The sequence below is a fragment of the Streptomyces sp. WM6386 genome (assembly GCF_000972385.1).
Classification (GTDB): Bacteria; Actinomycetota; Actinomycetes; order Streptomycetales; family Streptomycetaceae; genus Streptomyces.
In genome coordinates this window covers 138,699-163,290 of the sequence record NZ_JXTE01000003.1, presented here as the reverse complement: position 1 = coordinate 163,290, position 24,592 = coordinate 138,699, and the positions used below count along the sequence as shown (strand labels likewise).

Annotated in this window: 19 protein-coding genes and 3 pseudogenes; 15 read left to right on the top strand and 7 right to left on the bottom strand. The window is 70.8% G+C overall.

Going from position 1 to position 24,592, the window contains the following annotated elements:
• Window positions 1–109 precede the first annotated feature (109 nt).
• Complete coding sequence (locus tag TN53_RS03030) at window positions 110–661, top strand: hypothetical protein (protein WP_046256726.1); 552 nt, start codon at window positions 110–112, stop codon at window positions 659–661.
• Window positions 630–1,922 (top strand): ABC transporter substrate-binding protein, encoded by a 1,293-nt coding sequence (locus tag TN53_RS03025; RefSeq protein ID WP_046256725.1) that lies wholly within the window; start codon window positions 630–632, stop codon window positions 1,920–1,922. The genes TN53_RS03030 and TN53_RS03025 overlap by 32 nt, the downstream gene beginning before the upstream one ends.
• Before the next feature lie 9 nt (window positions 1,923–1,931).
• Here TN53_RS03025 and TN53_RS03020 read toward each other — a convergent pair whose 3' ends face one another.
• Complete coding sequence (locus tag TN53_RS03020) at window positions 1,932–3,065, bottom strand: epoxide hydrolase family protein (RefSeq protein WP_046256724.1); 1,134 nt, start codon at window positions 3,063–3,065, stop codon at window positions 1,932–1,934.
• Between the two features lie 62 nt (window positions 3,066–3,127).
• On the opposite strand from TN53_RS03020, the gene TN53_RS44640 reads away from it, so the two are divergent.
• A complete protein-coding gene (locus tag TN53_RS44640) occupies window positions 3,128–4,204 on the top strand; it encodes a helix-turn-helix transcriptional regulator (protein ID WP_095046254.1) in 1,077 nt (358 codons plus the stop codon).
• Between the two features lie 43 nt (window positions 4,205–4,247).
• On the opposite strand, the pseudogene ctaD reads toward TN53_RS44640, so the two are convergent.
• Window positions 4,248–5,774 (bottom strand): annotated as a pseudogene (gene ctaD, locus TN53_RS03010) (cytochrome c oxidase subunit I); the annotation flags it as partial.
• A gap of 418 nt (window positions 5,775–6,192) precedes the next feature.
• On the opposite strand from ctaD, the gene TN53_RS03005 reads away from it, so the two are divergent.
• Window positions 6,193–6,408, top strand: a complete 216-nt coding sequence (locus TN53_RS03005; protein ID WP_046256722.1) for an I78 family peptidase inhibitor — start codon at window positions 6,193–6,195, stop codon at window positions 6,406–6,408.
• Between the two features lie 102 nt (window positions 6,409–6,510).
• Here TN53_RS03005 and TN53_RS03000 read toward each other — a convergent pair whose 3' ends face one another.
• Window positions 6,511–7,509: a phosphatase PAP2 family protein gene (locus TN53_RS03000; RefSeq protein WP_046256721.1), complete on the bottom strand. Its 999-nt coding sequence runs from the start codon at window positions 7,507–7,509 to the stop codon at window positions 6,511–6,513.
• Between the two features lie 237 nt (window positions 7,510–7,746).
• Window positions 7,747–9,063, bottom strand: coding sequence for a membrane protein (locus tag TN53_RS02995; RefSeq protein WP_046256720.1), 1,317 nt, complete (start codon window positions 9,061–9,063; stop codon window positions 7,747–7,749).
• Between the two features lie 262 nt (window positions 9,064–9,325).
• Between TN53_RS02995 and TN53_RS02990 the strand changes: the two genes are divergently transcribed.
• Window positions 9,326–10,921, top strand: a complete 1,596-nt coding sequence (locus TN53_RS02990; protein WP_046256719.1) for an MFS transporter — start codon at window positions 9,326–9,328, stop codon at window positions 10,919–10,921.
• 89 nt (window positions 10,922–11,010) lie between these two features.
• Window positions 11,011–12,201 (top strand): acyl-CoA dehydrogenase family protein, encoded by a 1,191-nt coding sequence (locus TN53_RS02985; RefSeq protein WP_046256718.1) that lies wholly within the window; start codon window positions 11,011–11,013, stop codon window positions 12,199–12,201.
• Window positions 12,202–12,240: 39 nt separating this feature from the next.
• On the opposite strand, the gene TN53_RS02980 is transcribed toward TN53_RS02985, so the two are convergent.
• Window positions 12,241–12,681, bottom strand: coding sequence for a cell division protein SepF (locus TN53_RS02980; protein WP_037715589.1), 441 nt, complete (start codon window positions 12,679–12,681; stop codon window positions 12,241–12,243).
• A gap of 290 nt (window positions 12,682–12,971) precedes the next feature.
• Here TN53_RS02980 and TN53_RS02975 point away from each other — a divergent pair, with 290 nt between their 5' ends.
• The 7 genes and pseudogenes from TN53_RS02975 to TN53_RS02950 all read left to right on the top strand — a co-directional run bounded on the left by TN53_RS02975 (window position 12,972) and on the right by TN53_RS02950 (window position 20,108).
• A complete protein-coding gene (locus tag TN53_RS02975) occupies window positions 12,972–14,168 on the top strand; it encodes a DUF5685 family protein (protein ID WP_199924500.1) in 1,197 nt (398 codons plus the stop codon).
• Between the two features lie 489 nt (window positions 14,169–14,657).
• The gene (locus TN53_RS02970) at window positions 14,658–16,445 is read left to right on the top strand and encodes an FAD/NAD(P)-binding protein (RefSeq protein ID WP_046256716.1); all 1,788 of its coding nucleotides are present in this window, start codon (window positions 14,658–14,660) and stop codon (window positions 16,443–16,445) included.
• 55 nt (window positions 16,446–16,500) lie between these two features.
• Window positions 16,501–17,550: an LLM class flavin-dependent oxidoreductase gene (locus tag TN53_RS02965; protein ID WP_046256715.1), complete on the top strand. Its 1,050-nt coding sequence runs from the start codon at window positions 16,501–16,503 to the stop codon at window positions 17,548–17,550.
• A pseudogene (locus TN53_RS47760) lies at window positions 17,547–17,705 on the top strand (F420-dependent methylene-tetrahydromethanopterin reductase); the annotation flags it as partial. The gene TN53_RS02965 and the pseudogene TN53_RS47760, both read left to right, overlap by 4 nt.
• Window positions 17,706–17,708: 3 nt before the next feature.
• Window positions 17,709–18,211: pseudogene (locus tag TN53_RS02960) on the top strand (DUF1684 domain-containing protein); the annotation flags it as partial.
• Between the two features lie 220 nt (window positions 18,212–18,431).
• Window positions 18,432–19,337, top strand: a complete 906-nt coding sequence (locus TN53_RS02955; RefSeq protein ID WP_046256714.1) for a S1 family peptidase — start codon at window positions 18,432–18,434, stop codon at window positions 19,335–19,337.
• A 114-nt stretch (window positions 19,338–19,451) separates the two neighbouring features.
• Window positions 19,452–20,108 carry a hypothetical protein gene (locus TN53_RS02950; protein ID WP_046256713.1) on the top strand — a complete coding sequence of 219 codons (657 nt, stop codon included), beginning with the start codon at window positions 19,452–19,454 and terminating at the stop codon, window positions 20,106–20,108.
• Here the strand turns inward: TN53_RS02950 and TN53_RS02945 are convergent.
• On the bottom strand, window positions 20,103–20,972 hold the full coding sequence (locus tag TN53_RS02945; protein ID WP_234441499.1) for an alpha/beta fold hydrolase: 870 nt from the start codon (window positions 20,970–20,972) through the stop codon (window positions 20,103–20,105). The two genes, TN53_RS02950 and TN53_RS02945, sit on opposite strands and share 6 nt — an antisense overlap.
• A gap of 90 nt (window positions 20,973–21,062) precedes the next feature.
• Between TN53_RS02945 and TN53_RS02940 the strand changes: the two genes are divergently transcribed.
• Together TN53_RS02940 and TN53_RS02935 are read left to right on the top strand one after the other, a co-directional pair.
• Window positions 21,063–21,953 (top strand): slipin family protein, encoded by an 891-nt coding sequence (locus tag TN53_RS02940; protein WP_046256712.1) that lies wholly within the window; start codon window positions 21,063–21,065, stop codon window positions 21,951–21,953.
• A gap of 233 nt (window positions 21,954–22,186) precedes the next feature.
• Window positions 22,187–23,269, top strand: a complete 1,083-nt coding sequence (locus tag TN53_RS02935) for a S1 family peptidase (protein WP_046256711.1) — start codon at window positions 22,187–22,189, stop codon at window positions 23,267–23,269.
• Window positions 23,270–23,518: 249 nt separating this feature from the next.
• On the opposite strand, the gene TN53_RS02930 is transcribed toward TN53_RS02935, so the two are convergent.
• On the bottom strand, window positions 23,519–24,568 hold the full coding sequence (locus TN53_RS02930; protein ID WP_046256710.1) for a membrane protein: 1,050 nt from the start codon (window positions 24,566–24,568) through the stop codon (window positions 23,519–23,521).
• Between the last annotated feature and the right edge of the window lie 24 nt (window positions 24,569–24,592).

Here is a 24,592-nt window from a genome sequence, read left to right as displayed (position 1 = left end):
TGTCGTGTGCCTGTCCATCGCGGCCGATCGCTTGCACTATGCCTTCTGGAAGCTGACCCTGAAAGCACCGGGCGCGCATGGCCCGGACCGACACCCGGTGGTGAGCCAGATGGTTCTCGGGAGCGACCGCAAGTGGGGGAACGGCAGCCGAGGGCTGGTGGCGACGGTGTTCGTCCTCGCCGCGGCCCTCACGGCGTGCAGCGACGACAGCGGCGGGAACGAGAGCCCGTCCGTGACTCCGACCCCGGAGACGACGACCAGTGCGCCGCAGCCGAGCGCGCCGGCCAGCGGGCCCGCCGACCAGGCGGCGGCCGAGAAGGAGGTCAAGCAGAACTGGGAGAAGTTCTTCGACCCGAAGACCTCCACGAAGGAGAAACAGGCCGTCCTGGAGAACGGCGAGGCCATGGGCCCGGTCATGGCGGCCTTCAGCGGCGACGAGCGCGGCGGACAGGTGGAGGCGCAGGTCACCGAGGTGGAGTTCACCTCGCCGACCAAGGCGACCGTGACGTACACACTTCTCATGAACGGCGCCACCGCCCTGCCGGACACCTCCGGGACGGCGGTCGAGGACGACGGCACCTGGAAGGTGTCCGTCAGCACGCTGTGCGCTCTGGTCCAACTGAGCGGCAATGCGTCGGCGTCGGCCCTTCCGGGCTGCTGAGGCCGCGGCCGCGGTGCTGCTGCTCGCCCTGAGCGCGGCCTGCGGCAGCCGGCTGCCGGAGAGCGACTTCGAGCACGGGGAGCGGGCCGGCCCCGCGCCGGACGGCACGCCGATCCGCGTCGGCGTCATCACCAGCGCCACCAGCCCGGTCGGCGGCGACACCTTCGTCGGCCCCCGCGACGGCGCCAAGGCCTGGTTCGACCGGCTCAACGCGCGCGGAGGCATCGACGGGCGCCGCGTCGAGGTCCGTGAGTGCGACGACGGCGGCAGCGGTGTCGGCAACAACACCTGTGTGCACCAGCTGATCGACGAGGACGAGGTGGTGGCCCTGGTCGCCACCACCGCCCTCGACTACGCGGGCGCCTCCCGCGTCTCACGCGCGCGCGTGCCCGACATCGGCGGCCAGCCCATCGGGGCCGCCTACGACACCTATCCGCGCCTGTACGGCATCTACGGCAGCCTCGCGCCCCGCGACGGCACCAAGGGGTGGAACGGCAAGCAGTACGGCGGCACGGAGGTCTACCGCTACTTCAAGCGGGAGCACGGCGCCCGTACGGCCGCCGTCGTCTCGTACAACCAGGCCGCCTCGGCCGCCTACGCCCGGCTCGTCGAGCGGGGACTGGAGGCCGAGGGCTACGAGGTGGTGAGCGAGCAGGTCGACTTCGCGCTGCCCAACTTCCGTGCCGTCGCGGCCGATCTGAAGGAGCAGGGGGCGGACCTGGTCTTCGACGCCATCGACTCGCACGGCAACGCCCAGCTGTGCGAGGCGATGGACGACGTCGGGGTGCGGGTCACCGCCAAGGTCACCAATGTGCAGAACTGGAGTTCCACCGTCCCCGACGACTACAAGGACTCCCCGCGCTGCCGCAACGCCCTGTGGGCCACCGGGTCCAGCCGCAATTACGAGGACACGGACCAGGAGGCCGTACGGGAGTTCCGGGACGCCACCGAGGGGCTGGAGACGCACTCCCAGTGGCAGTTGGAGGGCTGGGCGGCCGCGATGTGGTTCACGGAGGCCGCCGAGTCGTGTGCGGAGAGCGGCGGTGGTGTCACGCGCGCGTGCGTGGACGAGTTCATGAACCGCAGCGAGGACTACACCGCCGACGGGCTGCTGGTTCCCGTCCGGTTCGAGCGGTCGGCCGAGCCACCGACGACCCGCAGGACGTGTCTGTCGGTGGCCCGGTGGCAGGACGGCAAGGGGTGGGTGTCGCAGGGCGACATGGACGACACCTGCTTCGACGTCCCGCAACTGCCCTACTGACCCCCTCGCTCACCGCAGTGAGCCGAAGAACTCCCCGACATCGCCGGCCAGCAGTTCCGGGACCTCCAGGGCCGCGAAGTGGCCGCCGCGGTCGAACTCCGTCCAGCGGGCGAGGGTGTTGGCCCGCTCCGCCCAGCGCCGGATCGCCACGTCCTCGCCGAAGTTCGCCACCGCCGTCGGCACACCGGAGTCCGTGACCGGGAACCAGTCGCCGACGTGGCTGTTCTCGTAGTACATGCGCGCCGCCGAACCGGCCGTCCCCGTCAGCCAGTACAGCATCACGTTGGTGAGCAGCGTGTCCCGGTCGATCGCGTCCTCGGGCAGCGCGGCCGAGGAGTGCGTCCACGCCTGGAACTTCTCCATGATCCAGGCGAGCTGGCCGACGGGGGAGTCGGTGAGGGCGTAGGAGAGGGTCTGCGGGCGGGTGGACTGGAGCGCGTTGTAGCCGAATCCGTCGGTGGTGAACTCGGCGATGCTCGCCAGGCTCCGCACCTCCCGGTCGGTGAGTCCCGTCCGCTCCTCCTCGCTCACCGGGCCGAGCGGGATGAAGCCGACCGACGCGGCGTTCACATGGACGCCGACCACCGAATCGGGGGCGATGCGGGCCAGCGCGGGGGAGATCAGCGCGCCCAGGTCACCGCCCTGCGCGCCGTACCGCTCGTAGCCGAGCCGGCGCATCAGCTCGGCCCAGGCGCGGGCGACACGGTTGACGTTCCAGCCCTTCTCGCGGGTGGGGCCGGAGAAGCCGAAGCCCGGGATGGCGGGGATGACCAGGTGGTGGTCCTCGCTCAGCCGGTCGATCACACCGAGGAACTCCACGATCGAGCCCGGCCAGCCGTGCGTCAGGATCAGCGGCAGCGCGTCCGGCGAGGACGAGCGGACGTGCAGAAAGTGCACCTGGGCGCCGTCGATCTCCGTGACGTACTGCGGGATCTCGTTGAGGGCCGCCTCGTGCTTGCGCCAGTCGTAGGCGCCCCGCCAGTAGGCCGCGAGGTCGCGGAGATACGGCAGTGAGGCGCCGTACTCCCAGCCCGCGTCCGGCAGTTCGTCCGGCCAGCGGGTCAGGTCCAGGCGGGTGTGCAGCTCGTCGAGCTGAGCCTGGGGGATGTCGATCCGGTAGCTGTGCACGCTGTTGTCTGCCATGAGTCCAAGGTAGAAACCCTTGCGGACAGTGACTGTCCGCAATGCCTGCCAGACTCGGATTCATGTTGGAGACCTCGGCACGACTCCTGCGCCTGCTCTCGCTGCTCCAGGCCCACCGCGACTGGTCCGGCGCCGACCTCGCCGAACGCCTCGGCGTCACCCCGCGCACCGTGCGCCGGGACGTCGACCGGCTGCGCGAGCTGGGCTACCCGGTCAACGCCAGCCCCGGCACCGGTGGCGGCTACCAGCTGGGCGCGGGCGCCGAGCTGCCGCCGCTGCTCCTGGACGACGACGAGGCGGTCGCCGTCGCCGTAGGGCTGCGCACGGCCGCCGGGCAGGGCATCGAGGGCATCGGGGAGACCTCCGTACGGGCCCTTGCCAAGCTGGAGCAGGTCCTGCCGAGCCGGCTGCGCCGCCGCGTGGGCGCCCTGAACGCCTTCACCGTGCCGATGCTGCGCGGCCCCCAGTCCTCCGCCGTGGACCCGGCCGTGCTGACCGAGCTCGCCGACCTCTGCCGGGACGCCGAACGCCTGCGCTTCGCGTACCGCAGCCTCCCCCACTCTCGAACAGGCTCGAGCGGGGGGACCCCCATCGGCGACTCCACCCGCCGCACCGTCGAGCCGCACCGCCTGGTGTGCACCGAGCGGCGCTGGTACCTGGTCGCCTGGGACCTCGACCGCGAGGACTGGCGGACCTTCCGCGTCGACCGCATCACCCCCAAGCCGCCGCACGGCCCCCGCTTCACCCCGCGCACGCCCCCGGCCGAGGACCTGGCCGCGTTCGTCTCCCGGGGCGTCTCCACGCGCGCCTACGCGGCGCACGCCGTCGTACGGCTCCTGGTGCCCCTGGCGGAGGCCGTCGAGCGGGTCTCGCCCTCCGCCGGGCAGCTGGAGGCCGACGGGCCGGACGCCTGCATCCTGCGCACGGGGGCCGCGAGCCTCGATGTGATGGTGATTCACGTGATGCTGATGGGCTTCGAGTTCGAGGTGCTGGAGCCCGCCGAGCTGACCGAGGCGATCAGGACTGCTCGGGACCGGCTTGCTCGCTCTTTGGCTCGGGCTGAGAAGTCAGCGCCGCGTACTCGGGATGGTGCAGATCGAACGCCGGGGACTCGGAGCGGATCCGCGGCAGCGTCGTGAAGTTGTGCCGCGGGGGCGGGCAGGAGGTCGCCCACTCCAGGGAACGGCCGTAGCCCCAGGGGTCGTCGACCTCGACCTTCTCGCCGTACTTGGCGGTCTTCCAGACGTTGTAGAGGAACGGCAGCGTCGAGATGCCCAGCACGAACGCGCCGATCGTGGAGATCGTGTTGAGCGCGGTGAAGCCGTCGGCGGCGAGATAGTCGGCGTACCGGCGCGGCATGCCCTCCGCGCCCAGCCAGTGCTGCACCAGGAACGTGGTGTGGAAGCCGATGAACAGCGTCCAGAACTGGATCTTGCCGAGCCGTTCGTCGAGCATCTTCCCGGTGAACTTGGGCCACCAGAAGTAGAAGCCGCCGAAGATCGCGAACACGACGGTGCCGAACACGACGTAGTGGAAGTGCGCGACGACGAAGTACGAGTCGGAGACATGGAAGTCCAGCGGCGGCGAGGCCAGGATCACCCCGGTCAGACCGCCGAACAGGAACGTCACCAGGAAGCCGGTGGCCCACAGCATCGGGGTCTCGAAGGACAGGGAGCCCTTGAGCATGGTCCCGGTCCAGTTGAAGAACTTCACGCCGGTCGGCACCGCGATCAGGAAGCTCATGAACGAGAAGAAGGGGAGCAGCACCGCCCCCGTCACGAACATGTGGTGCGCCCACACGACCACGGACAGCCCGGTGATCGCCATCGTCGCGCCGACCAGCGTCAGATAGCCGAAGAGCGGCTTGCGGCTGAAGACCGGGAGGATCTCCGTGATGATGCCGAAGAACGGCAGCGCGATGATGTACACCTCGGGATGGCCGAAGAACCAGAACAGGTGCTGCCACAGCAGCGCCCCGCCGTTGGCCGAGGCGAACACCTGGGAGCCGAACCGGCGGTCCGCCTCCAGACAGAGCAGCGCGGCCGCGAGGACCGGGAACGCCATCAGGATCAGGATCGACGTGAACAGCGTGTTCCAGGTGAAGATCGGCATCCGGAACATCGTCATGCCGGGGGCGCGCATCCCGATGATGGTGGTGATGAAGTTGACCGCACCGAGGATCGTGCCGAAGCCGGCCAGCGCGAGACCCATGATCCACAGATCCGCGCCGATGCCGGGCGAGCGCTCCATGCTGTTGAGCGGCGCGTAGGCGAACCAGCCGAAGGCCGCGGGCCCGGACGGCACGAGCAGCGAGCCAAGCACGATCAGACCGCCGAAGAGGAACAGCCAGTACGACAGCATGTTCAGCCGTGGGAAGGCCACGTCGGGAGCGCCGATCTGCAACGGCATCAGCTCGTTGGCGAAGCCCGCGAAGCTCGGGGTCGCGAACAGCAGCAGCATGATCGTGCCGTGCATCGTGAACATCTGGTTGAACTGCTGGTTGTCGATGATCTGCATTCCGGGCCGGGCGAGCTCGGCGCGCATCAGCAGCGCCATCAGCCCGCCGGCCAGGAAGAACACGAACGACGTGATCAGGTAGAGATGGCCGATCTTCTTGTGGTCGGTGGTGGTCAGCCAGTCGACGACCACCCGGCCGTGGCTCTTGCTCCGCACGGGTCGCACCGTCGTCTGCACGGTCTCGGTCCCCATCGCTCGCTCGCCCCTTCGCTCGTCGCGTCCCGGGTCCGCCGTCATGATGCTCGCGTCGTCGCGTACGGCGACAGGGGGCGTACGGGGATTCTGTGTCGGATCCGTGTTTTTCCTACGCGGTGTCAGCTCCCGCGACCCCACACCGAATCGGAATGCAAAGGCTCCGACGGCATGTCTTCCGGCACTTTCCGTCCGGTTATTCGAAGAGCCGCTCCGACACGCGGGAATTCCGTTTGATTGCGCGCGGAAGGCCTACGGAACCGCCCGTACGTGTGACGCCCGCTGGGCAGCAGCTAATGATGCGACGACGGAAACGGCTGTCGGCATCCTGTGACAGAAGCGTGACCGGAGAGGGATCAGTGACCCACAGTGTCCTGGTTCCTGGCCCCACCCCGCGGACAGGGCCTAGCGTGGCCGTATGGCACCGATACCGACACCACCCGCCGAACCCCACGACAGCCCCGACGCGTACGTCGGTCTGGAATCCGCCAGGGCTGAGCGACTCGCCCGCGAGAAGGGCTGGTCGAGCGTGCGCTCGCTGCCACCGGGGGCGATCATCACGATGGAGTACCGCGCGGGGCGGCTGAACTTCGAGGTGAAGGACGGCCGCGTGGCCCGCGCCTGGAAGGGCTGACACCTGTCCTGGAACACGACGACGGCCCCGGCTCCTGCGAAGGAACCGGGGCCGTCGTGGCGGGGGGTGGTGTGTGCGTACCGCGTCCCCGCTGTCCGTCGGCTAGCCGCCTGTCAGGGGGCGGGCCGCCGAGGTCGTGCCGCGTGCGACGCGGTCCGGGTGGGGTGGCCGGCGAGGGCCGACCGGGGTGACCGGGGTGCGCTCCGAGCGGGTCGTGTGCGGGCCCGGTGCCAGATAGGCGGGCGCCCGGGCCGAGCGGGCCGCGGGCTCGCTCTGGGTGGCGGGGGTGCGCGGCTTGAGCGGCATCGGTACCTCGACGGGTTTGACGGCCGCGGGTGCGCTGCGGCGGGTCCGCCAGCGGTCGCGCAGGTCGAAGATGGCGGTCTCGGTACGGGCGATCAGCGGCTCGCACCACGGCAGCGCCAGCAGGACCAGCAGCCCCGCGACCCAGCCGAGAATGACGTCGCTCAGCCAGTGCGTACCGAGATAGACGGTGGCGAGGCCGACACCGAGCGAGGTCACCGCGGAGACGGCGGACAGCCATCTGCGGGCTCTCGGGGTGGAGGCCAGATAGGCCAGGATGCCCCAGGTCACCACGGCGTTCGCGGTGTGGCCGCTGGGAAATATATCGCCGCCCAGACCCATCTCGTTGGCGCCGATGGTGGTCGCGTAGTGCGGGCCGAGCCGGCCCATGCCGAGCTTGGCGGCGCCCACGGTGATGTTCAGCAGGAGCAGCACGGCGCCCAGGGTGAGCAGCGGGCGCAGGGTGTGCTGCCGCCAGGAGCGCCAGCCCAGCCAGGCCGCGACCATCACCGCGGTGGGGCCGCGCTGGCCGAGCACCACGTAGTAGTCCACGAACCAGTGGATCTCCGCCCACTGCTGGTACGGCCGGAAGAACATGACCTGCCAGTCCAGGCGGACCAGCCACGATGTGTCGACCACGAGCCACACGATCGCCAGGTAGAAGGCGAGGCCTCCGGCGATCAGCGCGACCCTGTGCCGCGACATCCTGGGCACGTCGATGTGAGCCGGTCGTTCCGGCTCACGGTCCAGCCTCGCGAACACCCGGTCCAGACGGGTGAGGTTTCGTTCGGTACGCACCCAATCGACGTTACAGCGAGTGAGGTCCGATGCCCGTCGAATCCACGGCTTTGTGATGACGATGTGATGTGGGATTCCTCTCAGGGAGAGGTTTATTTCCGAGGAATCCACTATCCGGCCCGGTTGCTCCCTTCAATTCCTTTGATCATTCCGGGTTCCGGTTTATGGCCGCTTATGAATTCGTTCACCGAATCATGGGGCGGAATTCTCCCGGTGCTCATCGGGCCCGCGAGTCGATCATGGCGGTCCTGAGCCGTTCAGCCAGAACGCCCCGTACACGGCCGACGCGAGGGCAATACCGCACACCACCAGCACGGACCTCGACGTCCGCAGCCTCGACAGAGCCAGGGCGAGGGGGAACAGAAGGGGGAAGGCGGGCAGCAGCAGGCGCGGTTTCGAGCCGAAGTAGCTCGACGCGCACAGGGCGAGCGCGGTGACGACACCCGTGTACACCAGAAGCGGCAGCGGCTGACGCTGCCGTACGCCGACGACGTAGAGCCACACCACGAGCCCGACCCCGGCGATCAGCCCCGCCCCGGCGAGCGCCGACGGGAACGACGTGAACTTCTCCCCGACGAACCGGGCGAAGGCGTAGCCCCCGTCGAACCCGTTGCGCCAGCCGGCCTGGACGTCGAGATACCCGAGAGGGCCCTTGCCGGTGTGATGGCCGACCCAGAGGACGTAGGCGGCGGCCCCGAGGGGGGCGATGAGGAGGGCGAGGGCGCGGGGGAGGGGGTGTGCGCCGGCCGCTGACCGGACGCCCGGGGCGCGCGGCGGGTGAGGGGTGTCGCCCGTTCCCGGGTCGCGCCGGTCCGTGCCCTCGGCCGCGGGTGCCGGGGCGCGTGCCCCGGCCTCCGCGCCACCCGTCCGCGCCGCGCTTCGTTCCCGCTCGGACGGGGGACCGCCCGCGGCTGCCCGGTCCCGCCCGAGCGCGACGATCGCCGCCACCCACACCGCCGCGACCACCGCGAGTCCCACCGGCCGGGTCAGGCCCGCGAGGGACGCCAGAACGCCCGCCGTCACCCAGCGGCCCGTCAGCACCGCGTACAGCGACCACGCCGCGAGGGCCGTGAACAGCGACTCGCTGTACGCCATCGACTGCACGATCCCGACCGGCAGCACCGCCCAGACCAGCACCGCGCAGACCCCGGCCCTACGGCCGTACACATGGTCCGCCACCGCGAAGACGCCCCAGGCCGCCGCGAGCGAGCCGAGCAGGCTGACGGCGAAGCCCGCGTCGGCGGCGGACAGGGGCGTCACCGCCGCGATGCCCCGCTCCAGCCACGGCAGCAGCGGGAAGAAGGCCAGGTTCGAGTGGACGTCCCCGTTGGGCAGCCGCACCTCGTAGCCGTACCCCAGCTCGGCGACCCTCGTGTACCAGAGGGAGTCCCAGCGGGCCGTCAGCAGCGTGTACGCGCTCTTGTCGCGTGCGGCGCTCCACAGGACCAGGGCGAGCAGGCCCAGGGCACGGACGGCCGCGTACCCGAGGAGGGCCGGGGCCGCACGGCGCAGCGCACTCTCGGGTGGCGCCGGGCGCGTCTCAAGATCGGTCACGGGTCCGATTATCGACTGCGCCGTGAACCGCACGGTCCGACGGGGCGTGCCGGCAGGGGAGGGCGAGTGGTGTACGCCACACGTGTTCTCCGCAGAGTGTGAGAGGTCCACCACTTGGCCGACGCGTGAACTCGCGTACGCTGACGTGTCACTCGCCTTCGTTGCGCGGGCCGGAGATCACCGCTCCTCTCCGGCCGAGATCACGGGGAGTCCCCACCCCGTGTGCCCGCCGACCGCGAGGGAACATCTGGGAGGTACGTGCATGTCCGGGACGACCACGGCCGCCGCTGCGCTGCGCCGTCGGGCGGCCGGGGCCGGTGCCAACCGCTGGGTCGTCCTCGTCGTCCTCTGTGTGAGCCTGCTGCTGGTCGCGGTCGACGCGACCGTGCTGCACGTGGCGGTCCCCGCCGTCACCGAGGACCTCAAGCCCGGCGCGATAGAACTGCTCTGGATCGTCGATGTCTACCCCCTCGTCTGCGCCTCGCTGCTGATCCTGTTCGGCACGCTCGGCGACCGTGTCGGCCGCAGACGGATCCTCCTTCTCGGCTACGCCCTGTTCGGCGTCGCCTCCGGCATGGCAGCCCTCGCGGACAGCGCCCAGGTGCTGATCGTGGCGCGGGCCCTGCTCGGCGTCGGCGGCGCGATGATCATGCCCGCCACGCTCTCGATCCTCCGCCAGGTCTTCCCCGACCGGCGTGAACGCGCCCTCGCCATCGGCATCTGGAGCGCGGTGGCCGCCGTGGGCGCCGCGGTCGGGCCACTGCTCGGCGGCTTCCTCCTCGAGCACTTCTGGTGGGGCTCGGTCTTCCTCGTCAACATCCCGCTGATGCTGGTCAGCCTGCCGGTGGGCCGCCTCCTGCTGCCCGAGTCGAAGGGCACCGCCGACGGTCCCTGGGACGTGGTCGGCGCGCTGATGGCCGCGGCCGGACTGTTCGCTCTGGTCCTCGGTGTGAAGCGGCTCGGCAGCGGGGAACTCGACGGGATCACGGTGCTGCCGCTGGTCGTGGGCGCCGTACTGCTGGTTCTTTTCGTACGACGGCAAAGGCGCCGTACCCATCCGCTCGTCGACCTGCGGATGTTCTCGCGCCCTGCCTTCAGCACGTCCGTCGGCTGCATCGTGCTGGCCATGCTCGCGCTGGTGGGCCTGGAGCTGATCGCGGCGCAGTATCTGCAGCTGGTGCTGGGGCTCTCCCCGCTGGAGACCGGGCTGCGACTGCTGCCGCTCACCATCGCGGCGATGGCCTCCGGACTCGCCGGCGCACGGATGCTGCGGCGCTTCGGACCGCGCCGGATGGTCTGCTTCGGCTTCGTCCTGACGGCGGTCGCCGTACTGACCCTCATGGCGATGGGTGGCGAGGACAATGCGCCGCTGCTGCTCTTCGGCTTCCTCCTGCTGGGCTTCGGCCTGGAGACCACGCTCTTCGGGGCGTACGAGTCGATGCTGAGCGAGGCACCGCCGGAGCAGGCGGGCGGGGCCGCGGCGATCGGTGAGACCTCGTACCAGCTGGGCGCCGGCATCGGTATCGCTCTGCTCGGCAGCGTGATGAACGCGGCGTACGCGCCCGGTCTTTCGTCGGTGCAGGGTGTCCCGGCGTCGGACTCGGCCGCGGCGGGGCATTCGCTGGGCGAGGCCTACGAGATCGCCGGACGGCTCGGTGGATCGGCCGGGGAGGCCCTGCGCCGCACCGCGCGGGACTGCTTCGTGCACGGGCTGCATGTGACGCTGCTGGTCAGCGCGGGTCTGCTGCTGCTCGGCGCGGCGATGGCGCTGCGGCTGCCGCGGACCATGCAGTGCGAGCCGATGGCGGTCGAGGTGCCCGCGCCCCGGGAAGTCGCCGAGGCCCGCGTCTCCGCTTGAGGTACTGGACGTGCGCGACACTGCCCCCGTAACGTCGGCCGGAGAGTCGTAACTAGCGCTGCTAGTTTTCAGTTGCCGGAGGGTGCCCCATGTCCGCGTCCGCGAAGCTGCCCCCGTTCGATCCGGCCGACCCGCTCGGCCTCGACGACCTGCTGGACCCGGAGGACCTCGCCATCCGGGACACCGTGCGGTCCTGGGCGGCGGACCGGGTGCTGCCCCACGTCGCCGAGTGGTACGAGAGCGGCGAGCTGCCCGGCATCCGCGAACTCGCCCGTGAGCTCGGCGGGATCGGGGCGCTCGGGATGTCGCTCGACGGATACGGGTGCGCCGGGGCCAGTGCCGTGCAGTACGGGCTCGCCTGTCTGGAGCTGGAGGCCGCCGACTCCGGGATCCGCTCCCTCGTCTCCGTGCAGGGCTCTCTCGCCATGTACGCCATCCACCGGTTCGGCTCCGAGGAGCAGAAGCGGACCTGGCTGCCGCGGATGGCCGCCGGCGAGGTCATCGGGTGCTTCGGACTGACCGAGCCCGACCACGGCTCCGACCCCGCGGCGATGCGGACCTTCGCCAAGAAGGACGGCACGGACTGGGTGCTCAACGGGCGCAAGATGTGGATCACCAACGGGTCCGTCGCCGGGGTGGCCGTCGTGTGGGCGCAGACCGACGAGGGGATCCGCGGGTTCGTCGTACCGACCGACGTGACCGGCTTCTCGGCACCCGAGATCAAGCACAAGTGGTCGCTGCGCGCCTCCGTCACCAGTGAACTCGTCCTCGAGGACGTGCGGCTGCCCGCGGACGCGGTGCTGCCGGAGGTCGTCGGGCTCAAGGGCCCGCTCAGCTGTCTGTCGCACGCCCGCTACGGCATCGTCTGGGGCGCGATGGGGGCGGCGCGGTCCTGCTTCGAGGCGGCCGTCGACTACGCGAAGTCGCGGGAGCAGTTCGGGCGGCCCATCGGTGGCTTCCAGCTCACCCAGGCCAAGCTCGCCGACATGGCGGTCGAACTGCACAAGGGGATTCTGCTCGCCCACCATCTGGGGCGGCGCATGGACGCCGGGCGCCTGCGTCCCGAGCAGGTCAGCTTCGGCAAGCTGAACAACGTACGGGAGGCGATCGAGATCTGTCGTACGTCGCGCACCATCCTCGGGGCCAACGGGATCTCCCTCGAATACCCCGTCATGCGGCACGCGACCAACCTCGAGTCGGTGCTCACCTACGAGGGCACCGTCGAGATGCATCAGCTGGTACTGGGCAAGGCGCTCACCGGGCTCGACGCCTTCCGGTGAAAACCCTGCGCGGGGGCAGGGCCGGTGAGCGGCCCTGCCTCAGCTCTGGTTGAAGAAGCCGTCCGTGCGGTGCGCGGCCGGGTCGCCGTTCACGATCTCCGTGTTGGCGGGGGTCAGCAGGAACACGCGTGTGGACACGCGCTCGATCGAGCCGCGCAGCCCGAAGATCAGGCCGGCAGCGAAGTCGACGACCCGCTTGGCGTCGCCGGCCTCCATCGCGGTGAGGTTCATGATGACGGGCACCCCGTCCCGGAAGAGCTCGCCGATGGCGCGCGCGTCCCGGAAGCTGTCCGGCGTGACCGTGCCGATGCGACGGCCCTTCTCCTCGGCGACATCCGAGGCCACCTTGACCCTCGGGTCGGTGACCCAGGCATCCCCGGGCTCGGTTCCTTCGGAGTAGCCGTCGTCGTCGTAGTAACGCTCGTCATCGTTGTCGTCAACGAGGCCCAGCCAGGCACTCGCCTTGCGCACCGATCCCATGGACGCCTCCTCTCACAGCGGTCTTTCTCGCTTTACGTATCCCTATGGTCATCCATGATGCGGATGACGCGCCATGTGGATAGACGCCGCGCGGGGGGTTTGTGACGGTACTGGTGCACAGCGCATTCGTCGAGAGCCCGGGTTTCACAAGGGCCGTTCCCCATACGGCTGCTGACTGTGAGTGAAATATGATTCTTCACGGCGTATGGGTGACGGCCGGGGCGTACGGGTGAACGACAGGGTCGATACGATGCCGCCGCTCAATGTCGCACTGACCACGGGGGATCGTCGTGTTCGGAATCGTCAGGCCCTGCCGCCATCGGCTCGGTGAAAATCTCAAGACCCAGTGGATGGCGCATTTGTGCGGGCTGTGTCTCGCGCTGCGCAAGGACCACGGGCAGTTCGCGCGCATCGTCACCAACTACGACGGCCTGCTCATATCGGTTCTGACGGAGGCTCAGGCCGAGCGGGGGGCTTCAGGGCGTCGTACGGCGGGCCCGTGCCCGTTGCGCGGAATGCGCACCGCCTCCGTCGCCGACGGCGAGGGCGCGCGGCTCTCCGCCGCCGTCTCGCTGGTGCTCGCCTCCGCCAAGGTCCGTGACCATGTCGCCGACGGGGACGGGCTGCTGGCCCGCAGGCCGGTGGCGCTCGCCGCCCGCCGGGTCGCGTCGAGCTGGGGTGCGGCGGGGGCCCGTAGCGGCTCCGCGGTCGGATTCGACACCGCCGTGCTCGTCGACGCGGTGGACCGGCAGCTCGGCATCGAGACCCTGGCCGGGCCCGGGACGCCGATCCTGACCGTCACCGAGCCGACCGAGACAGCCACCGCGGCGGCCTTCGCGCACACCGCGGTCCTCGCCGGACGGCCGGGCAACGCCGAGCCGCTCGCCGAGGCGGGGCGGCTCTTCGGACGGCTCGCGCATCTGCTGGACGCCGTGGAGGACCGGGAGACCGACGCCGCGTCCGGGGCGTGGAACCCGCTGACGGCCACCGGGACGCCCCTGGCGGAGGCGCGGCGCCTCGCGGATGACGCGGTGCACGGCATACGGCTCGCGCTGCGGGAAGTCGCCTGGGGGTCCGGGGTCTCCCCGGAAAAGCACAGCGGCGATCAGAAACTGGCGCATGTGCTGCTCGTGCATGAGCTGCGGACGTCCGTGGACCGGGTCTTCGGTACGTCGTCCTGCGCGCACGGGGCCGAGCTGTCGCACCCTTACGCGCCTCCCGGGCCGGGTGGTCCGGGTGTTCCGCCGCCCCCGGAGCCGCCTCGCCGGGACCGGCGTGGACTGCTCGCGGGGTGTGCGGTGTGGATGGGGCTGGCCTGTACGTGCCAGATGTGCTGCGGGGAGTTCGAGGACCCGTGGACGCGGCAGCGTCGGGAGGGGCTGTGCAGTCAGTGCGACTGCGGCGATTGCTGTGACTGTTGCGAGTGCGGCGACTGCTGCGGGAACTGCTGTGACGGGTGCGACTGCGGGTGTGACTGCGGTTGCTGATTCGCCGTAGGGGCGTGGGTTGTTCGGCGGCTGCGGGTCCGGTGTGGCTGGTCGCGCAGTTCCCCGCGCCCCTTCAGGTGGGTGCTGGGCCGTCGGTGATGGAGGACAAGGGGGCTGTGCGGAAACGCGAGTGAGGGGAGGCGCGTGTGAAGGCGGGGAAGGAGAACGTGAAAGGGCGCCCGGGAATCAGGGCGCGCAGGGGGTCAGCTCAACAGGAACAGGACCACACGCGACCGAAGTCGATGTGGGAGCGCTTGACCAGCCACTGCTGTGGATGCATGGGGTAAGTGGAACAGGCATCCGGTTGTGCGTCAACCGACTTGAGACGTACGGCTCACAGTATGGACAGCCTTGACAGTGAGGGGAAACGCCCCCGTAGTCTCAAGGGGCGGCCCTGCTGAGGGGCTCGGCCGCGATCCGCGCCGCGCGGCGCGCTTGTGTGAAGGCACCCGTCCGAGTTCGAACGACTCGCTGCCACGGAGCCTTCACATGTTCTCCGACACCCTCGTTTCACAACGCCGTACCCGGCACTCGCTGGTGATCGTCGGCGCCGGGCCGCGGGGGGCCGGTCTGATCGAACGGATCGCGGCCAACGCGCCCGAGCTCTACGACGGCTCGGGCCTCGACATCCATCTCGTCGACCCGCACGTGCCCGGTGCCGGGCGCATCTGGCGCAAGGCGCAGTCGCCGCTGCTGTGGATGAACTCGCACGCCGAGGACGTCACGATGTTCACCGACGAGACGGTGGACATGGCCGGCCCGGTGCGTCCCGGACCCACGCTGCACGAGTGGGCCGGCATCGACGGCACCACCTTCGCGGACCGGCAGCTCCAGGGCGGGTATCTGCGGTGGGTGCACGAGCGGGCGGTGGCCGCGCTGCCTCCGTCGGTGCGGGTGCACCACCATCCGCGGCGCGCCCTGCGGGTCAGCGGTTCGCGTGAGGGGCGCCAGCAGGTGTGGCTGGAGGGCCGCCCGCGCCCGCTCCTCGCCGACCTGGTCGTCCTCGCGCTCGGCCACCTCGACGCCGAACTCGACGACGAGCAACGGTCGTTGGCGGCCTACGCGGCAGAGCACGGCCTCGTCCACCTCCCGCCCGACTTCACCGCCGACAGCGACCTGTCCGCGCTCACTCCCGGCTCGCACGTCGTGGTCCGCGGCTTCGGGCTCGCCTTCGTCGATCTGATGGTGCTGCTGACCGAGGGGCGGGGCGGGCGGTACGAGGGCGACACCTATGTACCGTCCGGACGCGAGCCGGTGCTGTACGTCGGGTCGCGGCGCGGAGTGCCGTACCACTCGAAGATCGGCTACGACTGGACCGGTGAACGGCCGCCGCTGCCCCGGTTCTTCGGGCCCCCCGAGGTCGACGAACTGCTCGCCCGGCCGGCGGGGTTCGACTTCGGGCGGGACGTGTGGCCGCTGGTGGAGAAGGAGTTGGGGTTCGCGCACTACCACCGGTTGTTCACGGTGCACGGGGAGCGGACCGCGATGTCCTGGGCCGACTTCGAGGAGAAGTACGCGGTCGGCGACCGCACGGATGTCGAGGCCCTCGTGGAGGCCGCCGTGCCCGACCCGGCCGACCGGCTGGACCTGGGCGCGCTGGACCGGCCGCTGGAAGGGGTGCGGTACGGGTCGTTCGAGGAGCTCCAGGAAGGGCTGCGGGGGTATGTCGAGCAGGATCTGAGCAGACGGCACGACCCTTCGTACAGCCAGGACCTGTCGGTCTTCCTCGGGCTGCTGTCCGTCTACGGCCAGTTGGTCCGGCTCGGGGGCACCGGGCCCTGGTGGCACGGCTTCTTCAGCTATCTGGCCTCCGGGCCGCCCGGACCCCGGCTGCGGCAGCTGCAGGCCCTCTCGCGGGCCGGTGTCGTCAGGTTCCTCGGCGCGGACGTCTCGGTGGCGGCGCAGGACGGCGTCTTCCGGGCCACGAGCGCGAGTCTGCCCGGGTTCTTTGTCGAGACGCGCGCGCTGGTCGAGGCGCGGTTGCCCGAGCCCACGGTCGGGCGGGCCCGCGACGCCCTGCTGCGCGAGCTCCAGGAGGACGGGGCCGCCGAGACCCCGGAGGGGCTGCTGCGGGTGGACCCCGGCGACGGGCGGATCCTGGACCGGGCCGGCCGGCCACATCCCCGGCGCTTCGCGCTCGGCCCCTTCACCGACGGCCGTACCTCCGGCGCCTTCACCCGGCCCCGCACCGGCGGCCCGGCGTTCCGGCAGAACGACGCGACGGCCCGGGCGGCACTGGAGTTCCTCGCCGCCCTCGCCGGGCGCGCGGCCGCCTGAGATCCCGCCGACCACGCAAGACACCCCCTACTCCAAGGATTTCGAAGGTGCTGTGATGCTGCATCTCTCCGCCGCTGTCGACCAGCCGTCGGCCCAGGACGCCGACTCCTACGTCGAACTGGCCCGGCTCGCCGAACACGGTGTCCTCGACTTCGTGACGCTCGACGACACCTTCGCCCGCCCCGGGCTCGACGCGCTCGCCGTCCTGTCCCGGGTGGCCCCGGCCACCGGCCGGATCGGTCTCGTGCCGACCGTCACCACCACCCGCACCGAGCCCTTCCACGTCCAGGCGGCCGTCGCGACCCTCGACTGGGTCAGCCGGGGCCGGGCCGGCTGGCGGCTCGACGTGTCGACCACCGAGGGCGAGGCCCGCCTCTTCGGCCGCCGGCACGCCGCCCCCGCCGACGCGCTGTGGCAGGAGGCCGGTGAAGTGGCCGACGTGGCCGCGAAGTTGTGGGACAGCTGGGAGGACGACGCCGAGATACGGGACGAGTCGACCGGCCGTTTCATCGACCGGGACAAGCTGCACCGCGTCGACTTCGAGGGCACGGAGTTCTCGGTGCGGGGCCCCTCGATCGTGCCGCGCCCTCCGCAGGGCCACCCGGTCCGGGTGGTCGACGCCTCCGAGGGGCAGGCCCGGGACACCGCCGCCCGGTACGCGGACGTGGCCCTCGTACGGTCCGTGAGCGCCGCGCACACCCGTGCCGTGCGGGATCAACTGCGCGCCGCGGCAGTGAGGTTCGGGCGCGATCCCGACGGGCTGCGGGTCCTGGCCGGCCTCGTCGTCGACCTCGGCGACGGGGAGCACGCGGCCGAGCCGGGGCACGGCGGGGGCGGCCCCCGGCAGACCGCGCAGGGCCCGCTGTACCGCGGCGGCCCCGTCGACCTCGCGGACCTGATCGCCTCCTGGCACGGGGAGGGCGCCGTCGACGGCTTCCACCTCACGCCTGCCGAGCCACGCCGTGACCTGGAGCGGCTCGTCAACGGCACGGTGGTGCTCCTCCAGCACCGCGGGCTCTTCCGCACCTTCTACCCGGGCAGCACGCTCCGGGAGCACCTGGGCCTGGCCCGGCCCGTCAACCAGCACGCGGGGGAAGCTTCATGACCGAACGACCGCTCAGACAGCTCCGTCTCGCGGCGCACTTCCCGGGCGTCAACAACGCCACCGTCTGGGCGGATCCGCGCTCACGGTCCCCGATCGAGTTCTCCTCCTTCGAGCACCTGGCCCGCACGGCCGAACGCGGTCTGTTCGACTTCTTCGGCGCGAGCCGGGTCGCGCACGGCGAGCGGCGGCTGGTCGTGCTGGTGCGCGAGGGGGCGTGGGGCGTACGGGACTTCGACCCCGCCTCCGAGGCGCGGCGCGCGTTCCGCGGTATCGCGGCCACGCCCCACGAGCCGCGCTGGTCGGTGCCGGGGCGCTTCACGCCGTACGGCGAACCGCGCAGCGTCCGCGTGGAGAACGCGGACGGACGGCGGCGCGGTCTCGGGCTGGGCGGAGAGCTGGCGTTCACCCTCGACGGACGCTCACGCTCCAGGTGACGGTCGAGGCCGACGGGTCGCTGTGGGCGGTTTTCGGCGATGCGACGAGCGTGTCCAGCAGCCACCGCTTCCGGTTCCTGCGGCCCGCCGCACCCGATGTCGAGGGGCGCACGACGGTCGACTTCAACCGCGCTCTGCTTCCGCCGTGCGCATTCGCCGACCACTTCATCTGCCCCTTCCCGCCGCCGGGGAATACGCTGGGCATCGCCATCGAGGCGGGGGAGCGCCCTGCTCTGAGGAGCGGTCAGCTCACGGGGAACGCATGGATGGTTCAAAGGTTGACGGCCGAAAGGCGCCCTTGCGCCTACCGGTCGTTCGGCCGAATACTCCCCCTCAGCGCTTGTCAGGGGCACGGCGTGTTCGGAATCCGGACATTCGGGCCTCAGGCTGCGCCTCACGGGCCCCGACCCCACGCGGGCCCCCAACCTCCCTGGGAGGGAACGAAAAGTGAGGATCAAGCGCACCACCCCCCGCAGCGGCATTACGAGACGGACCCGGCTGATCGCCGTATCCTCCGGACTCGTGGCCGCCGCCGCGATCGCGATCCCCAACGCGAACGCCGCCCCGGACGCGACCCCCTTCAGCGCCAACGAGCTGAAGAGCGCCAACAGTTCGGTGCTCAAGGCCGATGTCCCGGGCACCGCCTGGGCCGTCGACAGCAAGACCAACCGTGTCGTCGTCACCGTCGACAGCACGGTCTCCAAGGCGGAGATCGCGAAGATCAAGCGGCAGGCCGGCGCCAACGCCGACGCGCTGACGATCAAGCGGACCCCGGGCAAGTTCAACAAGCTGATCTCCGGCGGCGACGCCATCTATGCGAGTAGCTGGCGCTGCTCCCTCGGCTTCAACGTCCAGGACAACAGCGGGAACTACTACTTCCTGACCGCCGGTCACTGCACCGACGGCGCCGGCACCTGGTGGTCGAACTCGTCCCACACGACGACCCTCGGCACCACGTCCGGCTCCAGTTTCCCGACCAACGACTACGGCATCGTGCGCTACACGAACACCTCGGTCACCAAGTCGGGTGCCGTGGGCAGCCAGGACATCGCCAGTGCCGCGACGCCCTCCGTCGGCACCACGGTGTACCGGCGCGGCTCCACCACCGGCACGCACAGCGGCCGGGTCACCGCCCTCAACGCGACCGTCAACTACGGTGGCGGCGACATCGTCTACGGCATGATCCAGACCACGGTCTGCGCCGAGCCCGGCGACTCCGGCGGCCCGCTGTACGGCGGCACCGTCGCCTACGGTCTGACCTCCGGCGGCAGCGGCAACTGCTCCTCCGGCGGCACGACGTTCTTCCAGCCCGTCACCGAGGCGCTCAGCGCCTACGGGGTGCACGTCTACTGACCGCCCCGTCGCAACAGGCGCCCCAGTAGGAACGAACAGGCGAGCCCCCGCACGGCAACTGCCGTGCGGGGGCTCGCTATTGTCGGCGACGACACGGGGGAAGGGACGCGAGAAGTGCACTTCGACGACCGGCAACGGCGAGTGGGGCGCAGCCCGTTGCTGTTCGTGGCGCCACTGGTGCTGCTGATCCTGCTGACGCTGGTGCTGCTGTGGGAGATCGCGCGGTCCAACATCACCGGTGCCCTCGCCCACCAGTGGCCCTGGCGGCTGCGGCTCATGGACATGAACCCGCTGGGCGCCCTGCTGGCGGTGGCGCTCGCGGCGGTGTTCGGACGGGCCCAGTACGGGCGGACCGTACGGCCCGCGATGGGCTGGAGCTCCTCGTGGGCCGTCGGCGACCTCGGCCCGGACGAGCCCGGCTGGCATGTCGAGATCGTGAACGGCGGCTCGCAACACGCGGTGGTGGAACAGGTGGACTACTGCCTGGTGCCGCGCGGCGAGGAGCCCACCGCGTGGACCGACCACGCCGGACTGCTGACGGAACTCGCCGGGCGGGGGCTCGTCCAGGGCAAGGACTACTACCTACGGCTGACCGGCGCCGGATTCCCGCTGGGCGCCGGGGGAATGCGGGCGGGGGCGTACGGGCGGCGGTTCATCGACGAGATCGACCAGCTGCGGTTGCGGCTGCGGGTCGCCGACGCCGTGGGCGACAGCCACGAACGGATCATGGACCTGATGCGGGGCGCCCGCATGGAGCGCCCCGGGTCATGACGCCGGGCACAGCCACTCCAGTACGGCGGGCAGCGCCTCGATCGCCCCGAAGTGACCGGCGTCCGGGTCCAGCACGGGCCGGGCGCGGGGGACGCGGTCCAGGAGCCACTCGAAGTGGCCCACCGGGGAGAACCGGTCCTGGGCGCCGTGCCACAGCAGGACCGGCCGCGTGATGTCCGCCGGGTCGAAGCCCCAGTGGCTCAGCAGGGCGAGGGCGTCGTCGAGCCAGCCGTACGCCGAAGTGCGCAGTGCCTCGCGGTAGTTGCGCAGCAGCATGTCGCCGATGGCCGGCTGGGAGACGATCCGCCGGTCGGCGTCGGTGAGCCCGTCGCGGATGGTCACCAGCAGCTGGGCGGGGTCCTGGCGGATGGCGGCGGCCCGGGACGCGAGCCGCTCCGCGAAGGCGAGTGTGTCGGTCAGCGCCAGGGTGTAGTCCTCGACGTTGGCGGCCGCCATGCCGTCGAACCAGCTCAGCCCCTCCGCGTCCGGCGGCGCGAGGGACACCAGCGCCGCCGCCCGCCGTACCCGCGCGGGCAGCAGCGCCGCACAGGCCAGGGCGTGCGGGGCGCCGCCCGACCGTCCGAGGACGGAGAACTTCTCCAGCCCGAGAGCGTCGGCCAGATCGGCCACGTCCCGGGCCGCGTCGGCGACCCGGCGTCCCGGGTGCCGGTCCGAGTCCGCGTAGCCGGGGCGGTCGTAGGCGATGAACCGCACCCATGGGTGCGCCTTGACCACGTCGTCGGGCACGACCCCGGACCGGCAGCCCGGGGTGCCGTGCAGCAGCACCACCGGTGTGCCGTCCCGGTCGCCGTACTCCTCGACCGTCAGCCACCTGCCGTCGCGCGTCTGTATGCCGTCGAGCACCTGTGTCCTCCGTCTCCCCATCGTGTACATCGCGGAGTTACCGTCGAAGTACACACCTTGAGCGCCTGATTCGGACCCTGGGGGGCCGTCATGGTCGAGGAGCTGGTGGCAGCGGGCGTGACTCTCGCCTCCGCCGGAGCGGTGTACGTGATGGCGGCCGCACGGGTCGTCAAACAGTACGAGCGGGGCGTGGTCCTCCGTCTCGGCAGGCTCCGTCCGGAAGTGCGCGGGCCGGGGTTCACGATGATCGTTCCGGGCATCGACAAGCTCCGGAAGGTCAACATGCAGATCGTGACGATGCCGGTGCCCGGGCAGGAGGGCATCACCCGGGACAACGTCACGGTGCGGGTCGACGCGGTCGTCTACTTCAAGGTGACCGCGCCGGCCGAGGCGATCATCCGGGTGGAGGACTACCGGTTCGCGGTCGCGCAGATGGCCCAGACCTCGCTCAGGTCCATCATCGGCAAGAGCGAGCTGGACGATCTGCTGTCCGACCGCGAGAAGCTCAACCAGGGCCTGGAGTTGATGATCGACAGCCCCGCCGTGGAGTGGGGCGTCACCATCGACCGGGTCGAGATCAAGGACGTCTCCCTGCCCGAGACCATGAAGCGTTCCATGGCCCGGCAGGCCGAGGCCGACCGGGAGCGGCGGGCCCGGGTCATCAACGCCGACGCCGAACTCCAGGCGTCGAAGAAGCTCGCCGAGGCGGCCAAGGAGATGTCCGAGCAGCCGGCCGCGCTGCAACTGCGGCTGCTGCAGACGGTGGTGGCGGTGGCGGCCGAGAAGAACTCGACGCTGGTGCTGCCCTTCCCCGTCGAGCTGCTGCGGTTCCTGGAGAGGGCGGCGCCGGGGCCCGGACCGGTTCAGCAACCACAGCAACCAGTGCGTTCTGTGGAGGAGCAACCGGTGCAGGAGCAACTGCCCTCTCCCCAGCCTCGCTTGGATCCGGGCTCCGAGGGGTCGAATTCAAGACAGGACTAGACCTCACAGGCTGCTCATTGGTTACCCGCACGTAGTGTTTGCACTGCGAAGTCGCCTGGTGTGACTGCACACGGTCAACCCGAGAGGGGCGCGCAACCGCGTTCTACGCGCGTCCGGAACTCAACCTTGTGCGCCCCCCATGCAGTTCGGAAGAGTAGGCGCTCGTCAACCAGCCTTCCGGCCCACGAGGTCCCCACAACCGACCGGGCCGACCCCCCACAGGAGGACCCGAGTTGAAGCACCGACGCATACCCAAGCGGCGGGCAGCCCTGGCAGGTGCGGGAATCGCCGCACTGGTCGCCGCGGGCATCACCTTCCAGACTGCGAACGCCAGCGAGCCCGCTAAGAGCTCCGCACCCGAGCCCCTGTCGGTCGCGGCGGCCGGAAAGCTCGCCTCGACGCTCGGCAAGGACCTCGGAACCGCGGCGGCGGGAACGTATTACGACGCGAAGACCAAGAATCTCGTCGTGAACGTCCTCAGTGAGACCGCGGCCGACACCGTCGAGGCGGCCGGCGCCAAGGCGCGGGTCGTGGCGAACTCCCTCGCCGAGCTGAAGAGCGCCCGCTCCACGCTCAAGCAGGACGCGACGATCCCGGGTACGTCCTGGGCGACCGACCCGACCACCAACAAGGTGGTCGTCACCGCCGACCGCACGGTCTCCGACGCGGAGTGGGCCAAGCTCACGAAGGTCGTCGACGAGCTCGGTGCCACGGCCGAACTCCAGCGCACGAAGGGGGAGTTCAAGCCCTTCGTCGCCGGCGGTGACGCGATCACCGGTGGCAGCGGGCGGTGCTCGCTCGGGTTCAACGTGGTCAAGGGCGGGGAGCCGTACTTCCTCACCGCCGGGCACTGCACCGAGTCCATCTCCACCTGGTCGGACTCGAGCGGGGCCGAGATCGGCACGAACGAGGTGTCCAGCTTCCCGGACAACGACTACGGGCTGGTCAAGTACACGGCCGAGGTCGATCACCCGAGCGAGGTGAACCTCTACAACGGGTCCTCGCAGGCGATCACGGGGGCCGCGGCGGCGACGGTCGGGCAGTCGGTCACGCGCAGCGGCTCCACGACGCAGGTGCACTCCGGCAAGGTCACGGGGCTGGACGCGACCGTGAACTACGGGAACGGTGACATCGTCAACGGGCTGATCCAGACGGACGTCTGCGCGGAGCCCGGGGACAGTGGTGGCTCGCTGTTCTCCGGAAGCAGCGCGATCGGACTCACCTCGGGTGGCAGCGGTGACTGCACCTCCGGTGGGGAGACGTTCTTCCAGCCGGTGACCGAGGCGTTGTCGGCCACGGGGGCGTCGATCGGCTGACGGTTCGTGGTTCTTTGAAGTCCCGCCCCTTTGGGGGCGGGACTTCTTGTTTCCCACCCGCACCACCCGCACCGCCCGCACCACCCGCACCGCCCGCACCGCCCGCACCGCCCGTGCGGGTTTCGTGGTCGGGTGCGGGTGGCCCTGGTGGGGGTGGGGCGCCGTCGGCGGATGCGGGTCGATCGTGGCGGTCTTCCGCCGGCGGCCACTCGGGCGCACTGCGGCATCCGAGTCGGCGGCGGTTCGTCCTCAGGCTTCTCGCGCAGCCCCGCCACGAGTCGGCGGCGGTTCGCCCTCGCGCTTCCTCCGCAGTCCCGCCGCCCCCAGCGTGACCGCGATCCCGGCCGCCGCCCATGCCGACAGCACCAGCAGGGAGGCGGTCGTGTCGTTGCCCTTGAAGTAGGCGATCGAGCGGGCCGTCCAGGTCCCCGCGCCCGGTGGCAGAGCCGGGCCGATCGCCTGCCAGAACGGCGGCAGCATCGGCAGCGGGAAGGCCCCGCCCGCGCTCGGGTTGCCCGCGATCACCACGAGCAGGATCGCGATGCCGATGCCGATGATCCCGAAGATCGCCTGGAGGGCGAGGGTCGCCGCCCCCACCGCGAAGGTGACCAGCGCACCGAGCCCCCAGAAGGCGAGCACGCTGCCCGGCAGCGCGTCCAGGATCGGCCCCACGATCACCGCGCCGCCCAGTCCGCCGGCGATCGACACCAGTGCCATCACGATCAGCCGGATCACCGCGCGGCGCGGGTTGGCGGGCCGGGCGCCGGCGCTGATCGCCAGGATCGAGGCGCACAGGTAGCCGCCGACGCACCAGCCGACGACCAGGTAGAAGGCCGACAGACCGTCGAAGTCCTGGGACGAGGCCGGGGCCACGTCCACCGTCTTGATGCTCCGCTTCCGAGGGGCCTCCAGGGCGGTGAGGTACCTCTCCAGGGTGGTGGCGAGGACGGTGCCACCGCCGCTCGCGACGAGGAGCGTGTCGGTCGTCCCGGCCGGGTCGATGACCAGCGCCCCGTCGATGTCCCGGTTCAGGATCTGCTTCCGGGCCGTCGCCTCGTCGGCCACCGTGCGCGGGTCCAGGGGTGAGCCGGGCAGCTTCTCCATCCGGGCCACCGCCTGCTCGGCCGCGGCCCGCGGTGCGGCCACCCCGAACGGCACATCCTTCGGCTTCGGATCGTGCAGCGCCCCCACATAGGAGGCGATGAACAGCAACTGGAGGGCGATCACTCCGATGACCAGCAGCGTGGCCCGCGGGGTGACCGCGTCCTTCACCTCGGCGAGAAAGCTGTTCTGTGTCATGTCCTCACAGTCCGAGGTGAGGGA

Bases quoted from the DNA above. Each gene is read 5' to 3' on its own strand.
- TN53_RS03030 (WP_046256726.1), top strand. From the start codon at position 110: ATGGTTCTCGGGAGCGACCGCAAGTGGGGGAACGGCAGCCGAGGGCTG.
- TN53_RS03025 (WP_046256725.1), top strand. From the start codon at position 630: ATGCGTCGGCGTCGGCCCTTCCGGGCTGCTGAGGCCGCGGCCGCGGTG.
- TN53_RS03020 (WP_046256724.1), bottom strand. From the start codon at position 3,065: ATGGCAGACAACAGCGTGCACAGCTACCGGATCGACATCCCCCAGGCT.
- TN53_RS44640 (WP_095046254.1), top strand. From the start codon at position 3,128: ATGTTGGAGACCTCGGCACGACTCCTGCGCCTGCTCTCGCTGCTCCAG.
- TN53_RS03005 (WP_046256722.1), top strand. From the start codon at position 6,193: ATGGCACCGATACCGACACCACCCGCCGAACCCCACGACAGCCCCGAC.
- TN53_RS02990 (WP_046256719.1), top strand. From the start codon at position 9,326: ATGTCCGGGACGACCACGGCCGCCGCTGCGCTGCGCCGTCGGGCGGCC.
- TN53_RS02985 (WP_046256718.1), top strand. From the start codon at position 11,011: ATGTCCGCGTCCGCGAAGCTGCCCCCGTTCGATCCGGCCGACCCGCTC.
- TN53_RS02980 (WP_037715589.1), bottom strand. From the start codon at position 12,681: ATGGGATCGGTGCGCAAGGCGAGTGCCTGGCTGGGCCTCGTTGACGAC.
- TN53_RS02970 (WP_046256716.1), top strand. From the start codon at position 14,658: ATGTTCTCCGACACCCTCGTTTCACAACGCCGTACCCGGCACTCGCTG.
- TN53_RS02965 (WP_046256715.1), top strand. From the start codon at position 16,501: ATGCTGCATCTCTCCGCCGCTGTCGACCAGCCGTCGGCCCAGGACGCC.
- TN53_RS02940 (WP_046256712.1), top strand. From the start codon at position 21,063: ATGGTCGAGGAGCTGGTGGCAGCGGGCGTGACTCTCGCCTCCGCCGGA.
- TN53_RS02930 (WP_046256710.1), bottom strand. From the start codon at position 24,568: ATGACACAGAACAGCTTTCTCGCCGAGGTGAAGGACGCGGTCACCCCG.